13 protein-coding genes are annotated in these 18,652 nt (G+C 69.3%); 6 read left to right on the top strand and 7 right to left on the bottom strand.

The window, feature by feature from the left end; translation table 11 throughout:
• From E5198_RS16355 to hemE, 4 genes are all read left to right on the top strand, one after another.
• On the top strand, positions 1 to 505 hold a 505-nt coding region (locus E5198_RS16355), incomplete at its 5' end, for an SPOR domain-containing protein (protein WP_178084088.1).
• A 234-nt stretch (positions 506 to 739) separates the two neighbouring features.
• Positions 740 to 5,185: a glutamate synthase large subunit gene (gene gltB / locus E5198_RS16350; protein WP_136491035.1), complete on the top strand. Its 4,446-nt coding sequence runs from the start codon at positions 740 to 742 to the stop codon at positions 5,183 to 5,185.
• A gap of 100 nt (positions 5,186 to 5,285) precedes the next feature.
• Positions 5,286 to 6,704 (top strand): FAD-dependent oxidoreductase, encoded by a 1,419-nt coding sequence (locus E5198_RS16345; protein ID WP_136491034.1) that lies wholly within the window; start codon positions 5,286 to 5,288, stop codon positions 6,702 to 6,704.
• A 133-nt stretch (positions 6,705 to 6,837) separates the two neighbouring features.
• Positions 6,838 to 7,902, top strand: coding sequence for a uroporphyrinogen decarboxylase (gene hemE / locus E5198_RS16340; RefSeq protein WP_136491033.1), 1,065 nt, complete (start codon positions 6,838 to 6,840; stop codon positions 7,900 to 7,902).
• Between the two features lie 127 nt (positions 7,903 to 8,029).
• Here the strand turns inward: hemE and E5198_RS16335 are convergent, their stop codons facing one another.
• On the bottom strand, positions 8,030 to 9,274 hold the full coding sequence (locus E5198_RS16335) for an MFS transporter (protein WP_136491032.1): 1,245 nt from the start codon (positions 9,272 to 9,274) through the stop codon (positions 8,030 to 8,032).
• A gap of 139 nt (positions 9,275 to 9,413) precedes the next feature.
• On the opposite strand from E5198_RS16335, the gene E5198_RS16330 reads away from it, so the two are divergent.
• Both E5198_RS16330 and E5198_RS16325 read left to right on the top strand, forming a co-directional pair.
• Entirely contained in the window at positions 9,414 to 10,337 is a 924-nt protein-coding gene (locus E5198_RS16330) for a LysR substrate-binding domain-containing protein (protein ID WP_136491031.1), read from the top strand.
• Between the two features lie 63 nt (positions 10,338 to 10,400).
• Positions 10,401 to 11,165, top strand: a complete 765-nt coding sequence (locus E5198_RS16325) for a ParA family protein (protein WP_136491030.1) — start codon at positions 10,401 to 10,403, stop codon at positions 11,163 to 11,165.
• A 7-nt stretch (positions 11,166 to 11,172) separates the two neighbouring features.
• Here E5198_RS16325 and E5198_RS16320 read toward each other — a convergent pair whose 3' ends face one another.
• The 6 genes from E5198_RS16320 to E5198_RS16295 all read right to left on the bottom strand — a co-directional run.
• Positions 11,173 to 11,961: a universal stress protein gene (locus E5198_RS16320; RefSeq protein WP_136491029.1), complete on the bottom strand. Its 789-nt coding sequence runs from the start codon at positions 11,959 to 11,961 to the stop codon at positions 11,173 to 11,175.
• 124 nt (positions 11,962 to 12,085) lie between these two features.
• Positions 12,086 to 12,523, bottom strand: coding sequence for a thioredoxin TrxC (gene trxC / locus E5198_RS16315; protein ID WP_136491028.1), 438 nt, complete (start codon positions 12,521 to 12,523; stop codon positions 12,086 to 12,088).
• Positions 12,524 to 12,646: 123 nt separating this feature from the next.
• Complete coding sequence (locus E5198_RS16310; RefSeq protein WP_136491027.1) at positions 12,647 to 13,924, bottom strand: bifunctional O-acetylhomoserine aminocarboxypropyltransferase/cysteine synthase; 1,278 nt, start codon at positions 13,922 to 13,924, stop codon at positions 12,647 to 12,649.
• A gap of 99 nt (positions 13,925 to 14,023) precedes the next feature.
• Entirely contained in the window at positions 14,024 to 15,814 is a 1,791-nt protein-coding gene (locus E5198_RS16305; RefSeq protein WP_136491026.1) for an SLC13 family permease, read from the bottom strand.
• Positions 15,815 to 16,005: 191 nt separating this feature from the next.
• The gene (selO, locus tag E5198_RS16300; protein ID WP_136491025.1) at positions 16,006 to 17,469 is read right to left on the bottom strand and encodes a protein adenylyltransferase SelO; all 1,464 of its coding nucleotides are present in this window, start codon (positions 17,467 to 17,469) and stop codon (positions 16,006 to 16,008) included.
• Between the two features lie 55 nt (positions 17,470 to 17,524).
• The coding region (locus tag E5198_RS16295; protein ID WP_136491024.1) for a mechanosensitive ion channel domain-containing protein at positions 17,525 to 18,652 on the bottom strand (1,128 nt) is incomplete at its 5' end.

Here is an 18,652-nt window from a genome sequence, read left to right as displayed (position 1 = left end):
GGTCGCGCTCCCGCCGGTCGAGCCGGTCGCCAAGCCGGCACCGGCTCCCGCCCCGGCGGCTGCACCGGCACCTGCACCGGCAGTCCAGTCTGCCGCAGTCGCCGCTGTGCCGGTCGCCAAGCCGGTTGCTGCGCCCCAGCCGGCGCCTGCCAAGCCGGTCGCGGCGGCTCCGACCCCGGCTCCTGCACCAGCCTCGGCGGCTGGCGGCGCCGGCAACAGCGGCTGGTATCTGTCTCAGCCGGTCGGCCAGTACACCCTGCAGCTGCTCGGCACCAGTTCGGAGGCGGCGGCGCAGAGCATGGTGCGCGAGGGTGGCGGCGAATACCGCTACTTCCGCAAGCTGCACCAGGGCAAGCCGCTGTACGTGGTGACCTACGGCCGCTTCAGCAGCCCGGAGGCGGCGAAGTCGGCGGTGGGCGCCCTGCCGGGACGCCTGCAGGCCGGCAAGCCCTGGCCGCGGACCTTCGCCAGCATCCAGCAGGAAATCCGCCAGGCCGGTCGCTAGACTCGCTGAGGTGATGAAAAAACCGGCGATGCGCCTAGGCGCATCGCCGGTTTTCTTTTATAAATGCGACATCGAATTTTCGCTTACGCGTCATTTGTGCTTTTTCGGTCATGGTGTGCACGCTACAATGGCGCATCCGTGATCGCAGCAAGCGCCGCAAACGTGGTAGGAAAGCGGGACAAAGTTGCGAAGAAACGCCCGAATCGAATAGAAAGCTAGCCGGTGAGAGTGTCTATGAAAGCTGGTCTGTACCAACCTGAACAATTCAAGGACAACTGCGGCTTCGGCCTGATTGCCCACATGCACGGGCAGCCCAGCCACCATCTGCTGCAGACCGCCATCGAAGCCCTGACCTGCATGACCCACCGCGGCGGCATCAACGCCGACGGCAAGACCGGCGACGGTTGCGGCCTGCTGCTGCAGAAGCCCGACCGCTTCCTGCGCGTGCTGGCCGCCGAGCAGTTCGGCGTGCACCTGCCCGAGCAGTACGCGGTCGGCATGGTGTTCCTCAGCCAGGACGAGGCCCGCGCCGCGCGCGCGCGCGCGGAAGTCAACGCGCAGATCGTCGCCCAGGGCCTGACCCTGGTCGGCTGGCGCGCCGTGCCGGTGGACACCTCGGTGCTCGGCCGCCTGGCTCTGGAGTGCCTGCCGCGCATCGAGCAGGTGTTCGTCAGCGGCGAAGGCCTCGACGACCAGCAGATGGCGATCAAGCTGTTCTTCGCCCGTCGCCGCGCCGAAGTGGCGCTCAAGGACGATGCGGACTTCTACGTCTGCAGCCTGTCGGCCAAGGACATCATCTACAAGGGCCTGATGATGCCGGCGGATCTGGCCAGCTTCTATCCGGACCTCGGCGACGAGCGCCTGGAAACCGCGATCTGCGTGTTCCACCAGCGCTTCTCCACCAACACCCTGCCGCGCTGGCCGCTGGCCCAGCCGTTCCGCTTCCTGGCGCACAACGGCGAGATCAACACCATCACCGGCAACCGCAACTGGGCGGTGGCGCGGCGCAACAAGTTCGCCAACGAGCTGCTGCCCGATCTGGAAAGCATCGCGCCGCTGGTCAATCGCACCGGCTCCGACTCCTCGAGCATGGACAACATGCTCGAACTGCTGGTCACCGGCGGCATGGACCTGTTCCGCGGCCTGCGCATGATCATCCCGCCGGCCTGGCAGAACGTCGAGACCATGGACGTCGAGCTGCGCAGCTTCTACGAATACAACTCCATGCACATGGAGTCCTGGGACGGCCCGGCCGGCGTGGTGCTGACCGACGGCCGCCATGCGGTCTGCCTGCTCGACCGCAACGGCCTGCGCCCGGCGCGCTGGGTCACCACCAGGAACGGCTACATCACCCTGGCCTCCGAGGTCGGCGTGTGGAACTACGCGCCCGAGGACGTGCTGGCCAAAGGCCGCGTCGGCCCGGGGCAGATCCTCGCCGTGGACACCGAGACCGGCCAGGTGCTGCACACCGCGGACATCGACAACCGCCTGAAGTCGCGCCACCCGTACCGCCAGTGGCTGCGCCAGAATGCCCTGCGCATCCAGGCCGGCATGGACGACGATCACGGCAGCTCCGCCTACGACGCCGACCAGCTCAAGCAGTACATGAAGATGTTCCAGGTCACCTTCGAGGAGCGTGACCAGGTGCTGCGTCCGCTGGCCGAGCAGGGCCAGGAGGCGGTCGGCTCGATGGGCGACGACACCCCGATGGCGGTGCTCAGCCAGCGCGTGCGCTCGCCCTACGACTACTTCCGTCAGCAGTTCGCCCAGGTCACCAACCCGCCGATCGACCCGCTGCGCGAAGCCATCGTCATGTCCCTGGAGACCTGCCTGGGCGCCGAGCGCAACGTCTTCGAGGAGACCGCCGATCACGCCAACCGGGCGATCCTCAACACCCCGGTGATCTCCCCGGCCAAGTGGCAGACCCTGATGACCCTCGACCGCCCGGGCTTCGAGCGCGAGATCATCGACCTCAACTACGAGGAGTCGCTCGGCCTCGAGGCAGCGGTGCGGCGCATCGCCGACCAGGCCGAGGCCGCCGTGCGTGCCGGCAAGGTGCTGCTGGTGCTGTCCGACCGCCACATCGCCCCCGGCAAGCTGCCGGCGCATGCCGCGCTGGCGGTCGGCGCCGTGCATCACCGCCTGACCGAGACCGGCCTGCGCTGCGACTGCAACATCCTGGTGGAGACCGCCACCGCGCGCGACCCGCACCACTTCGCCGTGCTGATCGGCTTCGGCGCCACTGCGGTCTACCCGTTCCTCGCCTACGAGGTGCTGGCCGACCTGATCCGCAGCGGCGAGGTGCTCGGCGACCTGCACGAGTCGTTCAAGCACTACCGCAAGGGCATCTCCAAGGGCCTGCTGAAGATCCTCTCGAAGATGGGCATCTCCACCGTGGCTTCCTACCGCGGCGCCCAGCTGTTCGAGGCCATCGGCCTGTCCGATGCGGTGGTCGAGCTGTGCTTCCGCGGCGTCGCCAGCCGCATCCAGGGCGCGCGCTTCGTCGACCTCGAGGCCGAGCAGCAGCTGCTGGCCCGCGAGGCCTGGAACCAGCGCAAGCCGATCCAGCAGGGCGGCCTGCTCAAGTTCGTCCACGGCGGCGAATACCACGCCTACAACCCGGACGTGGTGCGCCTGCTCCAGGAAGCCGTGCAGCAGGGTGACTACGCCCGCTTCCGCGACTACAGCGCGCTGGTCGACCAGCGCCCGGTATCGATGATCCGCGACCTGCTCAAGGTCAAGCCGGTCGAGCAGCCGCTGCCGCTGGATCAGGTCGAGCCGCTGAGCGCCATCTTCAAGCGCTTCGACGCCGCCGGCATCTCCCTCGGCGCGCTGTCGCCGGAAGCCCACGAGGCGCTGGCCGAGGCGATGAATCGCCTGGGCGCGCGCTCCAACTCCGGCGAGGGCGGCGAAGACCCGGCCCGCTACGGCACCGTCAAGAGCTCGAAGATCAAGCAGGTGGCCACCGGCCGCTTCGGCGTCACCCCCGAGTACCTGGTCAATGCCGAAGTGCTGCAGATCAAGGTCGCCCAGGGCGCCAAGCCCGGCGAGGGCGGCCAACTGCCGGGCGGCAAGGTCAACGGCCTGATCGCCCGCCTGCGCTATGCGGTGCCCGGCGTGACCCTGATCTCGCCGCCGCCGCACCACGACATCTATTCGATCGAGGACCTGGCCCAGCTGATCTTCGACCTCAAGCAGGTCAACCCGCAGGCGCTGGTGTCGGTCAAGCTGGTCGCCGAGCCGGGCGTCGGCACCATCGCCGCCGGCGTGGCCAAGGCCTACGCCGACCTGATCACCATCTCCGGCTACGACGGCGGCACCGGCGCATCGCCCTTGACCTCGATCAAGTACGCCGGCAGCCCGTGGGAGCTGGGCCTGGCCGAGGCGCACCAGACCCTGCGCGGCAACGACCTGCGCGGCAAGGTCCGCGTGCAGACCGACGGCGGCCTGAAGACCGGCCTCGACGTGATCAAGGCCGCCATCCTCGGCGCCGAGAGCTTCGGCTTCGGCACCGCGCCGATGATCGCCCTGGGCTGCAAGTACCTGCGCATCTGCCACCTGAACAACTGTGCCACCGGCGTGGCCACCCAGAACGACCAACTGCGCAAGGACCACTTCATCGGCACCGTCGAGATGGTGATGAACTTCTTCACCTTCATCGCCGAGGAAACCCGCGAGTGGCTGGCCAGGCTGGGCGTGCGCAGCCTCGGCGAGCTGATCGGTCGCACCGACCTGCTCGAGGTGCTGCCGGGCGAGACCGCCAAGCAGGGCAACCTGGACCTGACCCCGCTGCTGGGCAGCGATCTGATCCCGGCCGACAAGCCGCAGTACTGCCAGGTGGAGAAGAACCCGCCGTTCGACCAGGGCCTGCTTGCCGAGAAGATGGTCGAAATGGCCCTGCCGGCGATCGAGGCCAAGCGCGGCGGCGAGTTCGCCCTCGACATCGGCAACTGCGACCGTTCCATCGGCGCGCGCATCTCCGGCGAGATCGCCCGCCGCCACGGCAACCAGGGCATGGTCGACGCGCCGATCAGCTTCCGCTTCAAGGGGACCGCCGGGCAGAGCTTCGGCGTGTGGAACGCCGGCGGCCTGCACCTGCATCTGGAAGGCGACGCCAACGACTACGTCGGCAAGGGCATGACCGGCGGCAAGATCGTCATCACCCCGTCGGCCGGCAGCGCGCTGAAGAGCCAGGAGTCGGCCATCGTCGGCAACACCTGCCTGTACGGCGCCACCGGCGGCAAGCTGTTCGCCGCGGGTACCGCCGGCGAGCGCTTCGCGGTGCGCAACTCCGGCGCCCATGCGGTGGTGGAAGGCACCGGCGATCACTGCTGCGAATACATGACCGGCGGCTTCGTCTGCGTGCTGGGCAAGACCGGCTACAACTTCGGCTCGGGCATGACCGGCGGCTTCGCCTACGTGCTGGACCTGGACAACAGCTTCTTCGACCGCGTCAACCACGAGCTGGTCGACCTGCAGCGCATCAGCGGCGAGCCGATGGAGGCCTACCGCAGCTACCTGCGCCGCGTGCTGGTCGAGTACGTGGAGGAGACCGGCAGCGCCTGGGGCCGCGAGGTGCTCGACAACCTCGACGACTACGCCCGCCGCTTCTGGCTGGTCAAGCCGAAGGCCGCGAGCCTCAAGACCCTGCTGTCCAGCACCCGGGCCAACCCGCAGTAAGGCCGAGCCAGACCGAGGCCCGTCCGCGCGGGCCCGGTCATCCAGATGAGTTTCGCAGCCGCAGGCGCCTGGCCTGGGGCTGCTGCAAAGAGGTTCTGATATGACTGAGCGTCTGAACAACGACTTCCAGTTCATCGAGGTCGGCCGCAAGGATCCGAAGAAGAAGCTGCTGCGCCAGCGCAAGAAGGAATTCGTCGAGATCTACGACCTGTTCAAGCCGCAGCAGGCCACCGAACAGGCGCACCGCTGCCTGGGCTGCGGCAACCCGTACTGCGAGTGGAAGTGCCCGGTGCACAACTTCATCCCCAACTGGCTGAAGCTGGTCTCCGAAGGCAACATCCTCGCCGCCGCCGAGCTGTCGCACCAGACCAACACCCTGCCGGAAGTCTGCGGCCGCGTCTGCCCGCAGGACCGCCTGTGCGAGGGCGCCTGCACCCTGGCCGACGGCTTCGGCGCGGTGACCATCGGTTCGGTGGAGAAGTACATCACCGACACCGCCTTCGCCATGGGCTGGCGCCCGGACATGTCCAAGGTGGTGCCGACCGGCAAGCGGGTCGCGGTGATCGGCGCAGGGCCGGCGGGCCTCGGCTGCGCCGACGTGCTGGTGCGCAACGGCGTGACCCCGGTGGTGTTCGACAGGAACCCGGAAATCGGCGGCCTGCTGACCTTCGGCATCCCCGAGTTCAAGCTCGAGAAGACCGTGATGAGCCGTCGCCGCGAGGTGTTCGCCGGCATGGGCATCGAGTTCCGCCTCAACACCGAGGTGGGCAAGGACATCACCATGGAGCAGTTGCTCGCCGAGTACGACGCCGTGTTCATGGGCATGGGTACCTACAGCTACATGAAAGGCGGCTTCCCCGGGGAGGACCTGCCGGGCGTCTACGACGCACTGGACTTCCTGATCGCCAACGTCAACCGCAACCTCGGCTTCGAGAAGTCCCCGGCGGACTTCATCGACATGGCCGGCAAGAAGGTTGTGGTGCTCGGCGGCGGCGACACCGCCATGGACTGCAACCGCACCTCGATCCGCCAGGGCGCCAAGGCCGTCACCTGCGCCTACCGCCGCGACGAGGAAAACATGCCGGGCTCGCGCCGCGAGGTGAAGAACGCCAAGGAAGAGGGCGTGAAGTTCCTGTTCAACCGCCAGCCGATCGCCATCGTCGGCGAGGGCCGCGTGGAAGGCGTCAAGGTGATCGAGACCCGCCTCGGCGAGCCGGATGCCCGTGGCCGCCGCAGCCCCGAGCCGATCCCGGGCTCCGAGGAGATCCTGCCGGCCGACGCCGTGGTGATCGCCTTCGGCTTCCGCCCGAGCCCGGCGCCCTGGTTCGAGCAGCATGGCATCCGGGTCGACGGCTCCGGCCGGGTGATCGCCCCGGAAGCCGGCCAGTTCAAGTTCCAGACCGGCAACCCGAAGATCTTCGCCGGCGGCGACATGGTGCGCGGCTCCGACCTGGTGGTCACCGCGATCTTCGAAGGCCGCCAGGCCGCCGAGGGCATCCTCGACTACCTGGGCGTCTGATCCGGCCGACGGCCGTGGCGATGCTCGCCGCGGCTGACCCCGGTCAAGCAAGCTACGAAAGGCACGGCACCCGCCGTGCCTTTTGCCGTGTGCTTTGCGACAATGCCCGTCTGAATTTTCGTCGGAAGCCGTTATGACCGCCCTGAAGAACGACCGTTTCCTCCGCGCCCTGCTCAAGCAGCCCGTCGACGTCACCCCGGTGTGGATGATGCGCCAGGCCGGACGCTACCTCCCCGAGTACCGCGCCAGCCGCGCCAAGGCCGGCGACTTCATGAGCCTGTGCATGAATCCGCAGCTGGCCTGCGAGGTCACCCTGCAGCCGCTGGACCGCTACCCGCTGGATGCGGCCATCCTGTTCTCCGACATCCTCACCATTCCCGACGCCATGGGCCTGGGCCTGTACTTCGAAAGCGGCGAAGGTCCGCGCTTCAAGAAGCGCATCGACAGCATGGCCGACATCGACGCGCTGCCGATCCCCGATCCGGAGAAGGACCTGGGCTACGTGATGGACGCGGTGCGCACCATCCGCCGCGAGCTGAACGGCCGCGTGCCGCTGATCGGCTTCTCCGGCAGCCCCTGGACCCTGGCCACCTACATGGTCGAGGGCGGCTCCAGCAAGGACTTCCGCAAGTCCAAGGCGATGCTCTACGACAACCCGCAGGCCATGCACACCCTGCTCGACAAGCTGGCCCAGTCGGTCACCACCTACCTCAACGGCCAGATCCGCGCCGGCGCCCAGGCGGTGCAGATCTTCGACACCTGGGGCGGCAGCCTGTCGGATGCGGCCTACCGCGAGTTCTCGCTGTTCTACATGGAGCGCATCGTCCACGGCCTGATCCGCGAGCACGAAGGTCGTGAGGTACCGGTGATCCTGTTCACCAAGAACGGCGGCCAGTGGCTGGAGGCGATGGCCGACACCGGCGCCACCGCGCTGGGCCTGGACTGGACCTGCGACATCCGCAACGCCCGCGCCCGCGTCGGCGACAAGGTGGCCCTGCAGGGCAACATGGACCCGACCGTGCTGTACGCCAATCCGTCGGCGATCCGCGCCGAGGTGGCGCGCATCCTCGAGCGCTTCGGCCACGGCAGCGGCCACGTGTTCAACCTCGGCCACGGCATCACCCCGGAAGTCGACCCGGCGCATGCCGGGGTGTTCATCGAGGCGGTGCACGAGCTGTCGGCGCAGTACCACCACTGAGTCGCGCAATAACCACAGAAGCCCGATCAATCGATCGGGCTTTTGCGTTTCAGGGGATTGGGAAATTCGTGCGGCGAAGTGGCGGACAATCGCTGCGCGGGTTGTCGCACCCTGCGGGATTACCGCTTCAGGCCACCGGCCGCTTGGGCGGCAGGCGCGACAGGTGCAGGGCCACGCCGAGGGCGACGGCAAGCAGGGCGGCGATGAACAGGCCGACGCCGGTCCAGCCGCCGTGCTGCCAGAAGAAGCCGCCGGCGGTGCCGGCGATGCTCGAGCCGAGGTAGTAGCTGAACAGGTACAGCGACGAGGCCTGGCCGCGCGCCTCGAGGGCGCGGCGGCCGACCCAGCTGCTGGCCAGCGAGTGGGCGGCGAAGAAGCCGAAGGCGAACAGCAGCATGCCGGCGAGGATCAGCGCCAGCGAGCCGAACAGGGTCAGCAGCAGGCCGGCGAGCATCACCAGGATCGCCGGCCAGAACACCCGGTGGCGGCCGAGGCGGTCGGCCAGCACGCCGGCCTGGGTCGAGCTGTAGGTACCGGACAGGTAGACCACCGAGAGCAGGCCGACCCAGGTCATGCTCAGCCGGTAGGGCTCTTCCAGCAGGCGGTAGCCGATGTAGTTGAACAGGGTGACGAAGCCGCCCATCAGCAGGAAGGCCTCGAGGAACAGCCACGGCAGGCCGCGGTCGGACAGGTGCAGGCGCAGGCCGCCGGCCAGGTTGGCGAAGCTCAGCGGCGTCGGCCGGAAGTGCCGCGAGTCCGGCAGCAGGCGCCAGAACAGCAGCGCGGCGAGCAGCGCCAGGCCGCCGAGGATGCCCAGCGCGGCCTGCCAGGACAGGTGGTCGACCAGCACGCCGCTGACCAGGCGTCCGCTCATCCCGCCGAGGGCGTTGCCGGAGATGTACAGGCCCATGGCCAGGCCGAGGTGCTGCGGGTGGATCTCCTCGCTGAGGTAGGTCATCGCCACCGCCACCAGGCCGCTCAGCGACAGGCCGACCAGCGCGCGCATCAGCAGCAGGGCGTGCCAGCCGGGCACCAGCGGGGCGAGCAGGGTGCACAGGGCGGCGGCGACCAGCGCGGCGACCATCACCGGCTTGCGCCCGACGGCGTCGGACAGCGGCCCGGTGAGCAGCAGGCCGACGGCCAGGGCGATGGTCGCCACCGACAGCGCCAGGCTGCTCTGCGCCGCACTGACGGCGAACGCGTCCGACAGCACCGGCAGCATCGGTTGCACGCAGTAGAGCAAGGCGAAGGTGGCGAAGCCGCCGGCGAACAGCGCCCAGTTGGTGCGGCGGAAGGCGGCGCTGCCCTTCTCGATGTGGCCGGGTTGTTCGGTGGCGGCGCCCTCGGCGGGGCTGGCGGCAAGGCTGGGCATCGGGACCTCGGTACGGACGGTCGTGCCGCTCCGGGAAGCGGGCGGGGTGGATGCCGGCAAGCATAGGCGAGGCAGGATTGTTAGTTCCAATATATTATTCGACTCGTCTGATATGTATTTCGAATCGAATGGGCTGCCCATGGAACTCCGTCACCTGCGCTACTTCGTCGCCGTCGCCGAGGAGCTGCACTTCGGCCGCGCCGCGGCGCGGCTGGGCATCTCCCAGCCGCCGCTGAGCCAGCAGATCCAGGCGCTGGAGGAGGAGCTCGGCGTCTGCCTGTTCGAGCGCACCAACCGCCGGGTGGCGCTCAGCACGGTCGGCGAGCTGTTCCTGCCCGAGGCGCGCGCGGTGCTCGCCCAGTTGGACAGGGCGGTCGATGTCGCCCGCCGCGCCCGCCAGGGCGAGCTGGGCGAGCTGAAGGTCGGCTTCACCTCCTCGGCGCCCTTCACCTCGACCATCCCGCGGGCGATCCAGGCCTTCCGCCTGGTCTGCCCGCAGGTGCACCTCGACCTGCGCGAGCTGAGCAGCCGCGGGGTGGCCGAGGCGGTGGCCGCCGGGCTGCTGCAGGTCGGCATGATGCGCCCGCTCGATCCGTTGCCGGTGGGGCTGGAGGCGCTGGAGCTGTTCGTCGAGCCGCTGGTCGCGGTGCTGCCGGCCGGCCACCCGCTGGCCGCGCGCGATGACGGCATCGCACTGGCCGAACTGGCTGGCGAAGCCTTCGTGTTCTTCCCGCGCAGCTTCGGCACCGGCCTCTACGACCAGTTGCTCGAGCTGGCGCGCGGCGCCGGTTTCGCTCCGCGCATCGTCCAGGAGGCCAGCGAGGCGATGACCCTGATCGGCCTGGTGGCCACCGGCCTGGGCGTCACCGTGCTGCCGGCCTCGTTCAACCGCATGCGCATCGACGGCGTGGTCTGCCGCACCCTGCGCGACCCCGGCGCCGGCACCGCGGTGTGGCTGGTGCGCCGCGCAGGCGATGCCTCGCCGCTGGTACAGCGTTTCGCCGAGCTGCTCGAGAACGAGGCCGCCGAGGCCCGGCGCCAGCGTGCTCGTCCCGAAGGCTGAGCGCGCGGCGGCGGAATGGGGTTAAATGCGGGACACACGGCAGAACGACAAGGAGACGACGGTATGCGGCGCGTGGTGTTCAACCAGAAGGGCGGAGTGGGCAAGTCGAGCATCGCCTGCAACCTGGCGGCAGTGAGCGCGGCGCAGGGCTATCGCACCCTGCTGATCGACCTCGACAGCCAGGCCAATTCCACCCACTACCTCAGCGGGCTGAGCGGCGACGACATCCCCGCCGGCATTGCTGACTTCTTCAAGCAGGTGCTGGCCGGCAGCGCCGGCAAGAAGGCGCGGGTCAAGGTGGTCGAGACGCCCTTCGCCAACCTGCATCTGGTCACCGCCTGCGCCGAGCTGGCCGAGCTGCAGCCCAAGCTGGAGCAGAAGCACAAGATCAACAAGCTGCGCAGGCTGCTCGACGAGCTGGACGAGGACTACGACCGGATCTACCTGGATACCCCGCCGGCACTGAACTTCTACACGGTTTCCGCGCTGATCGCCGCCGACCGCGTGCTGATCCCCTTCGACTGCGACAGCTTCTCGCGCCAGGCGCTGTACGGCCTGCTGGCCGAGATCGACGAGCTGCGCGAGGACCACAACGAGGATCTCGAGGTCGAGGGCATCGTGGTCAACCAGTTCCAGGCGCGCGCCGCGCTGCCGCAGCAGCTGCTCGCCGAACTGCTCGCCGAGGACATGCCGCTGCTGCCGGTGTACCTGGGCGCCTCGGTGAAGATGCGCGAGTCGCACCAGGCCTGCACGCCGCTGATCCACCTCGATCCGCGGCACAAGCTGACCCGCCAGTTCGTCGAACTGCACGCCTGCCTGGAGGGCTGAGGCTCCTTCAGCGCGCCACCAGCACGTCGCAGGGCGGGTGGCGCAGGCACTCCAGGGTCAGGCTGCCGAGCAGGGCGTCGGCCAGTTCGCCGCGGCTGTGGCTGCCGAGGGCGAGCAGCTGCGGGCGCTGCTCGGCGAGCACCGCCTGCAGGCAGGCGCTGCGCTCGCCGGCGCGCAGTTCGTGGCTGAGCTGCAGGCCGCCCGGCAGTCGCGCGCGCTCCTCGGCGACCAGGTGCTCGAACAGCTCGCTCTCGAAGGCCAGTTCCTCCGGATCGTCGCCGGCGTGCAGCGGCGCCACTTCCTCGACGTGCAGGGCATGCAGGCGGGCACCCGCCTCCAGCAGCCGGGCCGCCTGGCGCAGGGCGCGGCTGGCGCAGGGCGAGAAGTCCAGTGCCACCAGCGCGCGTTGCCAGGGGCTGTCGCCGACCGCCAGCAGCACCGGGGCCGGGCTGCGTTGCAGGATGCGCTCCAGGGTGGTGCCGGCGAAGCCCTCCGGCGAACCGCGGTGGTGGGCGCCGAGCACCAGCAGGTCGGCCTCCAGGCCGCGGGCCTGACGGAGGATCTCCTCGGCGACCGGGCCGTGGCGCAGCACCAGTTCGGCACGCGGCAGGACGCAGGCCGCCAGGCGCTCCTCCAGCTGCCGACGCAGGTCGTCGGCGTCCGCCGCGAGCTGGGCGGACTGCACGTGCAACAGGCTCAGGCGCGAGCCGCTCTGGCGGGCCAGGCGGGCGGCGCGCTGCAGGGCCAGGTCGGCCTCGGGGCTGAGATCGTGGGCGACGAGGATGTGCTGGGGCATGGCGGCCTCACTGCGGGGAACGAAGGTTGCCAGTATGCCGCGCAGGTCCCGGGCTGTCCTGCCGAGCGTAGGGGGCGCCGCGCGCACCGCCGCGCCAGTCGAGGCGTGGAGCGCAAGGCGCTCCCTACGCTACGCCGTGCTGGCGCAGCCAGGCGAGCAGCTGCGGCAGCGCCATGGCGCCGCTCTGACGCGCCACCTCGCGGCCGTCCTTGAACAGGATCAGGCTGGGAATCGAGCGGATGCCGAACTGGCCGGCCAGCTGCGGTTCGGCCTCGCTGTCCAGCTTGGCCAGGCGCACGCGCCCGGACAGCTGGCGTGCCGCCTGGTCGAAGACCGGCGCGAAGGCCTTGCACGGCCCGCACCAGTCGGCCCAGACGTCGAGCAGCAGCGGCAGGTCGCCCCTGAGCTGGGCGGCGAAGCCGGCGCCGTCGACGGCGAACGGCTGGCCCGGCAGCACGGCGCCCTTGCAGCGCCCGCAGCGCGGTGCGTCGCCCAGGCGGGCAGCGGGGATGCGGTTGAGCCCGTGGCAGTGCGGGCAGGGGATGATCAGCGAATCGGTCATGGCGGGCTCCACGGGGTGATGTCCCTAGTGTGGGGCCGGCGCTGCGGATATCAAGGCAATGCAGGGTGCGCCGTGCGCACCGATGCGCAGCGGCGGCGGTGCGCACGGCGCACCCTGCGGGAGTCAGCCGCGGGACGCTTCCAGCGCCTGGCCGAGGTCGGCGAGGATGTCGTCGATGTGCTCGATGCCGATCGACAGGCGCACCAGGTCGCGGGACACGCCGGCGCGGGCCAGTTCCTCGTCGTTGAGCTGGCGGTGGGTGGTCGAGGCCGGGTGGCAGGCCAGCGACTTGGCGTCGCCGATGTTGACCAGGCGCACCACCAGCTTGAGGGCGTCGATGAAGCGCGCCGCCGCCTCGATGCCACCGACGATACCGAACGACATGATCGAGGCCGGCTGGCCGCCCATGTAGCGCTGCGCCAGCTCGTGCTCGGGATGGTCGACCAGGCCGGCGTACTTCACCCAGCTGACCTGCGGGTGCTGCTGCAGGAACTCGGCGACCTTGCGTGCGTTCTCGCAGTGGCGCTCCATGCGCAGCGGCAGGGTCTCCAGGCCCTGGAGGATCAGGAAGGCGTTGAACGGCGACAGCGCGGCGCCCATGTTGCGCAGCGGCACCACGCGGCAGCGGCCGATGAACGCGGCGGGGCCGAAGGCCTCGGTGTAGGTCACGCCGTGGTAGGAGGCGTCCGGGGTGTTGAGCAGCGGGAAGCGTTCCTTGTTGTCGGCCCAGGGGAACTTGCCGGAGTCGACCACGATGCCGCCGATGCTGGTGCCGTGGCCGCCGATGTACTTGGTCAGCGAGTGCACCACGATGTCGGCGCCGTGCTCGAACGGCCGGCACAGCACCGGCGTGGCCACGGTGTTGTCGACGATCAGCGGCACGCCGTGGCGGTGCGCGGCCTGCGCGAGGGCTTCGAGGTCGACGATGTTGCCCGCCGGGTTGCCGATCGACTCGCAGAACACCGCCTTGGTGTTGGCGTCGATCAGCGCTTCCAGCGCGGCGATGTCGTCGTGCGGAGCGAAGCGCACCTCGATGCCCTGGCGCGGCAGAGTGTGGGCGAACAGGTTGTAGGTGCCGCCGTACAGCTTGGCCACCGAGACGATGTTGTCGCCGACCCCGGCGATGGTCTGGATCGCGTAGGTGATCGCCGCCATGCCCGAGGCCACCGCCAGCGCCGCCACGCCGCCCTCCAGCGCCGCCACGCGCTTCTCCAGCACGTCGGTGGTGGGGTTCATGATCCGCGTGTAGATGTTGCCGGCGACCTTGAGGTCGAACAGGTCGGCGCCGTGCTGGGTGTCGTCGAAGGCGTAGGAGGTGGTCTGGTAGATCGGCACCGCCACCGCCTTGGTGGTCGGGTCGGGGCTGTAGCCGGCGTGGATGGCCAGGGTTTCCGCTTTCATGCACACATTCCTTCGAGACAGGGAAAAGTGTGCAGCATGCCGAGCGGGCTGTGCCATGGTCAATGCCACCATGCGCGATGGGGGCATTGGCCCGGGCGGTCAGACCGGGGTCAGCGGCCAGACCAGCGGCAGCACGGCGGTGGCGACCAGCCACAGCAGCAGGTTGAGCGGGATGCCGACCTTCATGAAGTCGCTGAAGCGGTAGCCGCCGGCGTTGTAGACGAAGGTGTTGGTCTGGTAGCCGATCGGCGTGGCGAAGCTGGCGCTGGCGGCGAACATCACCGCGGCGACGAAGGCACGCGGGTCGACGCCCAGGTGCTGGGCCATGCCGATGGCGATCGGGGTGACCAGCACCGCCACCGCGTTGTTGGACAGCACCTCGGTGAGGATCGAGGTGAACAGGTAGATGAACGACAGCAGCAGCAGCGGCCCGGCCCAGGGCAGCAGGTCCATCACGTTCTCGACGATCAGCCGGACCAGGCCGACCTTGTCCATGGCGATGCTGATCGCCAGCATGCCGAAGATCAGGCTGAGGATCTTCCAGTCCACCGCCTTGTAGGCGTCCTCGACGTCCAGGCAGCGGGTGGCCAGCACCACCACCGCGCCGATGATCGCCAGCCCCTCGATCGGCATCACGCCGAAGGCGGCCAGCAGCATCACCGCGGCGGTGACCAGGATGGCGATCGGCGCCTTGTCGCGGCGGTAGGCGCGTTCCTGCACGGCGTTGAGGCTGATCAGCTCGCCGTTGTCGGCGAAGCGCTTGATCTGCGAAGGGGTGCCCTCGACCAGCATCACGTCGCCGAACTGCAGCTGGAAGTCGTCGAGGTTGCCCTGCACGTTCTCGTCCTGGCGGTGCACGGCCAGCACGTTGATGCCGTAGCGCGCGCCGAGGTCGAGATCGCGCATCGGCCGGTGGCTGTAGCGCGAATTGCGCCCGACGATGGCCTCGGCGAGGATCACGTCATGGCTGCTGACCGTCTCGAAGGCGTCGCCGCGGTTGAAGGCGAGGTGGCCGCTCTCGCGCAGGTCGACCACGTCCCTGACCTGGCCGTGCAGCACCAGCAGGTCGCCGGCCTGCAGCACGAAGTCGTGGTGGGGGCGGCTGATCTGCTGCGCGTCGCGGCTCACCTGCAGCACCTGCAGGCCGCTGCCGCCGTTGAGGTTGGCCTCGTTGATGGTCTTGCCGATCACCGGCGAGTCGTGCGGCACCAGCAGCTCGCTCATGAAGGTGCGGTCGAGGTCCGGGCGCAGCTGGCGCGACAGGCTCTCGCGCGCCGGCAGCAGGCGCTTGCCGATGGTCAGCATGTACAGCATGCCGGCGGCGGCGAAGGCCAGGCCGGCGGCGGTGATCTCGAACATGCCGAACGGCGCCAGGCCGAGCTTGCGCGCTACGCCGTCGACCAGGATGTTGGTCGAGGTGCCGATCATGGTCAGGGTGCCGCCGAGGATGGTGGCGTAGGACAGCGGGATCAGCAGCTTGGAGGGCAGGGTGCCGGAGCGCTTGGCCAGGGCGATGGCCACCGGAGTGAGGATGGCCACCACCGGGGTGTTGTTGAGGAAGGCGGAGATCGCCAGGGCGGTGACGGTCAGGCCGAGCATCACCCGCGTCGGGCTGCTGCCGACCAGCTCGCCCAGCCAGTTGCCGAGGGCGTCGATGCAGCCGGTGCGCTCCAGCGCCGCGGAGATGACGAACATGCAGGCGATGGTCACCGGCGCCGAGTTGGACAGCACGCCGAGCACTTCCCTGGGCTCCAGCAGGCCGGCGACCAGCAGGGCGGCGACGCCGATGGCGGCGACGATGTCCGGGCTCCACTTCTCGCGGACGAAGGCATACAGCACCCAGGCCAGCAGGGCGGCGACGAACCAGAGCGACAGCGAGTCCGGGAGCATGGACATCCTTGGGGCGAATCTCGGGTGAGGTATCGGCCCGGCGTCGGTGGCGCGGGCGGCCTCCAACGATAGGAAGGTTTGTTTAGACGGTCAAAGAATGATTTATAAGGTTTATATGTATTTTTTCTATAAAAAGCGCGCCGGGGACGCCTGCGCCGCCTGGCGGCAGCGCTGAGTCTGTCGGCGTCCGTTCACGACGAGCAACTGATCTCCAGATGCTTGCCCCACTCCGGCGGGCGTTCGGCGTAGCGCTCCATCCCCGGCTGTTCGGCGAACGGTCGCGCCAGCACCGCGTGCAGCTCGCGCACCAGGCTGTAGTCGCCCCGCTCGGCGGCCTCGATGGCCTGCTGGGCCAGGTAGTTGCGCAGCACGTAGCGCGGATTGACCGCGTGCATCCGCGCGCACCGCGCGGCCTGGTCGTCGCTGCCTTCGCGGGCCAGGCGGGCGAGCAGGTCGGCGCCCCAGGCGTCGAAGCCGGCCAGGTCGACGAAGTCCGCGCGCAGGACGCGCAGGGCTTCGGCGGCCGGCGCATCGCCCAGGCGGCGGAAGAACAGCGAGTAGTCCACGGCGCCCATCTGCATCAGCGCCAGCAGGCGCTGCACCAGAGCCTCGTCGCCGTCCTCGGCCGTGCGCAGGCCGAGGCGCAGACGCATGCGCTGCAGCCAGGCGGCCTGGTAGCGTGGCAGGAAGCGGCCGAGCGCTTCGCGCAGCTCGTCCACCGCCACCAGCGGGGTCAGCGCCTGGCCCAGCGCGGAGAGGTTCCAGTGGGCGATCGGCACCTGGTTCTCGAAGCTGTAGCGCCCGCCGCTGTCGGAGTGGTTGCACACGTGGCGGGCGTCGAAGTCGTCGAGGAAGGCGTAGGGACCGTAGTCGAAGGTCAGGCCGAGCAGCGACATGTTGTCGGTGTTCATCACCCCGTGGCAGAAGCCGTAGGCCTGCCACAGGGCGATCAGCTCGGCGGTGCGCTCGACCACCTGGCCGAACATGGCGGCGAACGGCTGTGGCTGTTCGCGGCACTCGGCGAAGTGGCAGTCCAGGGCGTGCTCGGCGAGCTGGCGCAGGGCGTCGTGCTGGCGAGTGTAGTAGAAGAACTCGAAGTGGCCGAAGCGCAGGTGGCTGGGCGACAGGCGCAGCAGCGTGGCGGCGGTCTCGGCGCGCTCGCGCCATACCGGGGTGTCGGAGGCCACCACGCACAGCGCGCGGGTGGTGGGGATGCCCAGCGCGGCCAGGTGTTCGCTGGCGAGGAATTCGCGGATCGAGCTGCGCAGCACCGCGCGGCCGTCGCCCATGCGCGAGTAGGGGGTGTAGCCGGCGCCCTTGAGGTGCAGGTCCCAGTGCTCGCCGGCGGCGTTGACCACCTCGCCGAGCAGCAGGCCGCGGCCGTCGCCGAGCTGCGGGTTGTACATGCCGAACTGGTGGCCGGAGTAGACCATCGCCCGCGGCTCGGCGCTGCTCCACAGCTGGTGTCCGGCGCACAGCGCGACGAACTCCGCCCGTGCGCTCTCGGCCGGATCGAGATCGAGCAGCGCCATGGCCGCCGGGCTGGCCACCACCAGGCGCGGCTGCTCGATCGGTTGCGGCGCCACGGCGGTGGAGAAGGTGTCGCCCAGGCGGGCGAAGCGGTTGTCGAATTCGAGCTGGTCGAGAGTGGTCACGGCGGCCTCCGGCAATTCCCGAGCATTGTGCTGGGAATTGCCGGAGGCCGTCCAGTCACTCCCGGTTCGCGCGCTCGGCAGGCTTGACGCTGGCGGCGGGCGGCAGCGGCTGGCCGCTGACCAGCTGCAGCTGCTGGCCCTGCAGGTTCTTCAGGAAGACGTCGAGCTGGCGGAAGGCGATGTCGATGTCGTGTTCGCGGAACAGGCGGTCGATCTCGCGGTTGATCTCGTCGATCGCCGCGTTGCGGTCGCCCAGCTCGCGCACGTGGATGCGCAGCTCGTGGTCGAGGGTGCTCTCGTTGAAGGTGAGGAAGAACACCACCGGCTCCGGCTCCCTGAGCACCCGCGGGTTGTCGCGGGCGATCTGCAGCAGCAGGCGGCGCACCAGCTCGAGGTCGGAGCCGTAGGCGACGCCGATCTTGATGGTGACCCGGGTGACCGTGTCGGTCAGCGACCAGTTGATCAACTGGCTGGTGATGAAGGTCTTGTTGGGAACGATGATTTCCTTGCGGTCGAAATCGGTGATGGTGGTGGCGCGGATGCGGATCTTGCTCACCGAGCCGGACAGGTTGCCGATGGTCACCACGTCGCCGATGCGCACCGGGCGCTCGAACAGGATGATCAGGCCGGAGATGAAGTTGGCGAAGATCTCCTGCATGCCGAAGCCGATGCCCACCGACAGCGCCGCGACCAGCCACTGCAGCTTGTCCCAGCTCAGGCCCAGGGTCGACAGGGTGCTGACCAGGCCGAAGGCCATGATCGCGTAGGACAGCAGGGCGGTGGTGGCGTAGGCGCTGCCCTGGGCCAGGTTGAGGCGCGACAGCACCAGCATTTCCAGCAGGCCCGGCAGGTTGCGCGCCAGCGCCAGGGTGATGGCCAGGATCACCCCGGCGCCGATGAGATCGCCCAGGCTGATCGGCACGCGCACGGCGGTGTCGCCGCTGCCGCTGGTGTACTGGTAGAGGGTCACGCTGTCGAGGTAGGTGAACACCGCCAGCAGGTCGGCCCAGACGAAGTAGAAGATGCCGACGAAGCCGAGCAGCAGGCCCAGGCGTACCAGGCGCAGGGATTGCTGGTTGACCTGCTCCAGGGCCAGGGTCGGCTCCTCGATCAGCTCGCCGCCGTCGGCGCCCTCGCGCGGCGCGGCCTGGCGGCGCGCCTGGGCGCGCTGCAGGGCCAGGCG

Source organism: Pseudomonas sp. A-1, assembly GCF_004801855.1.
GTDB lineage: Bacteria > Pseudomonadota > Gammaproteobacteria > Pseudomonadales > Pseudomonadaceae > Geopseudomonas.
Note: the sequence above shows the minus strand (reverse complement) of the source record. Positions and strands in the feature narration are given on the sequence as shown.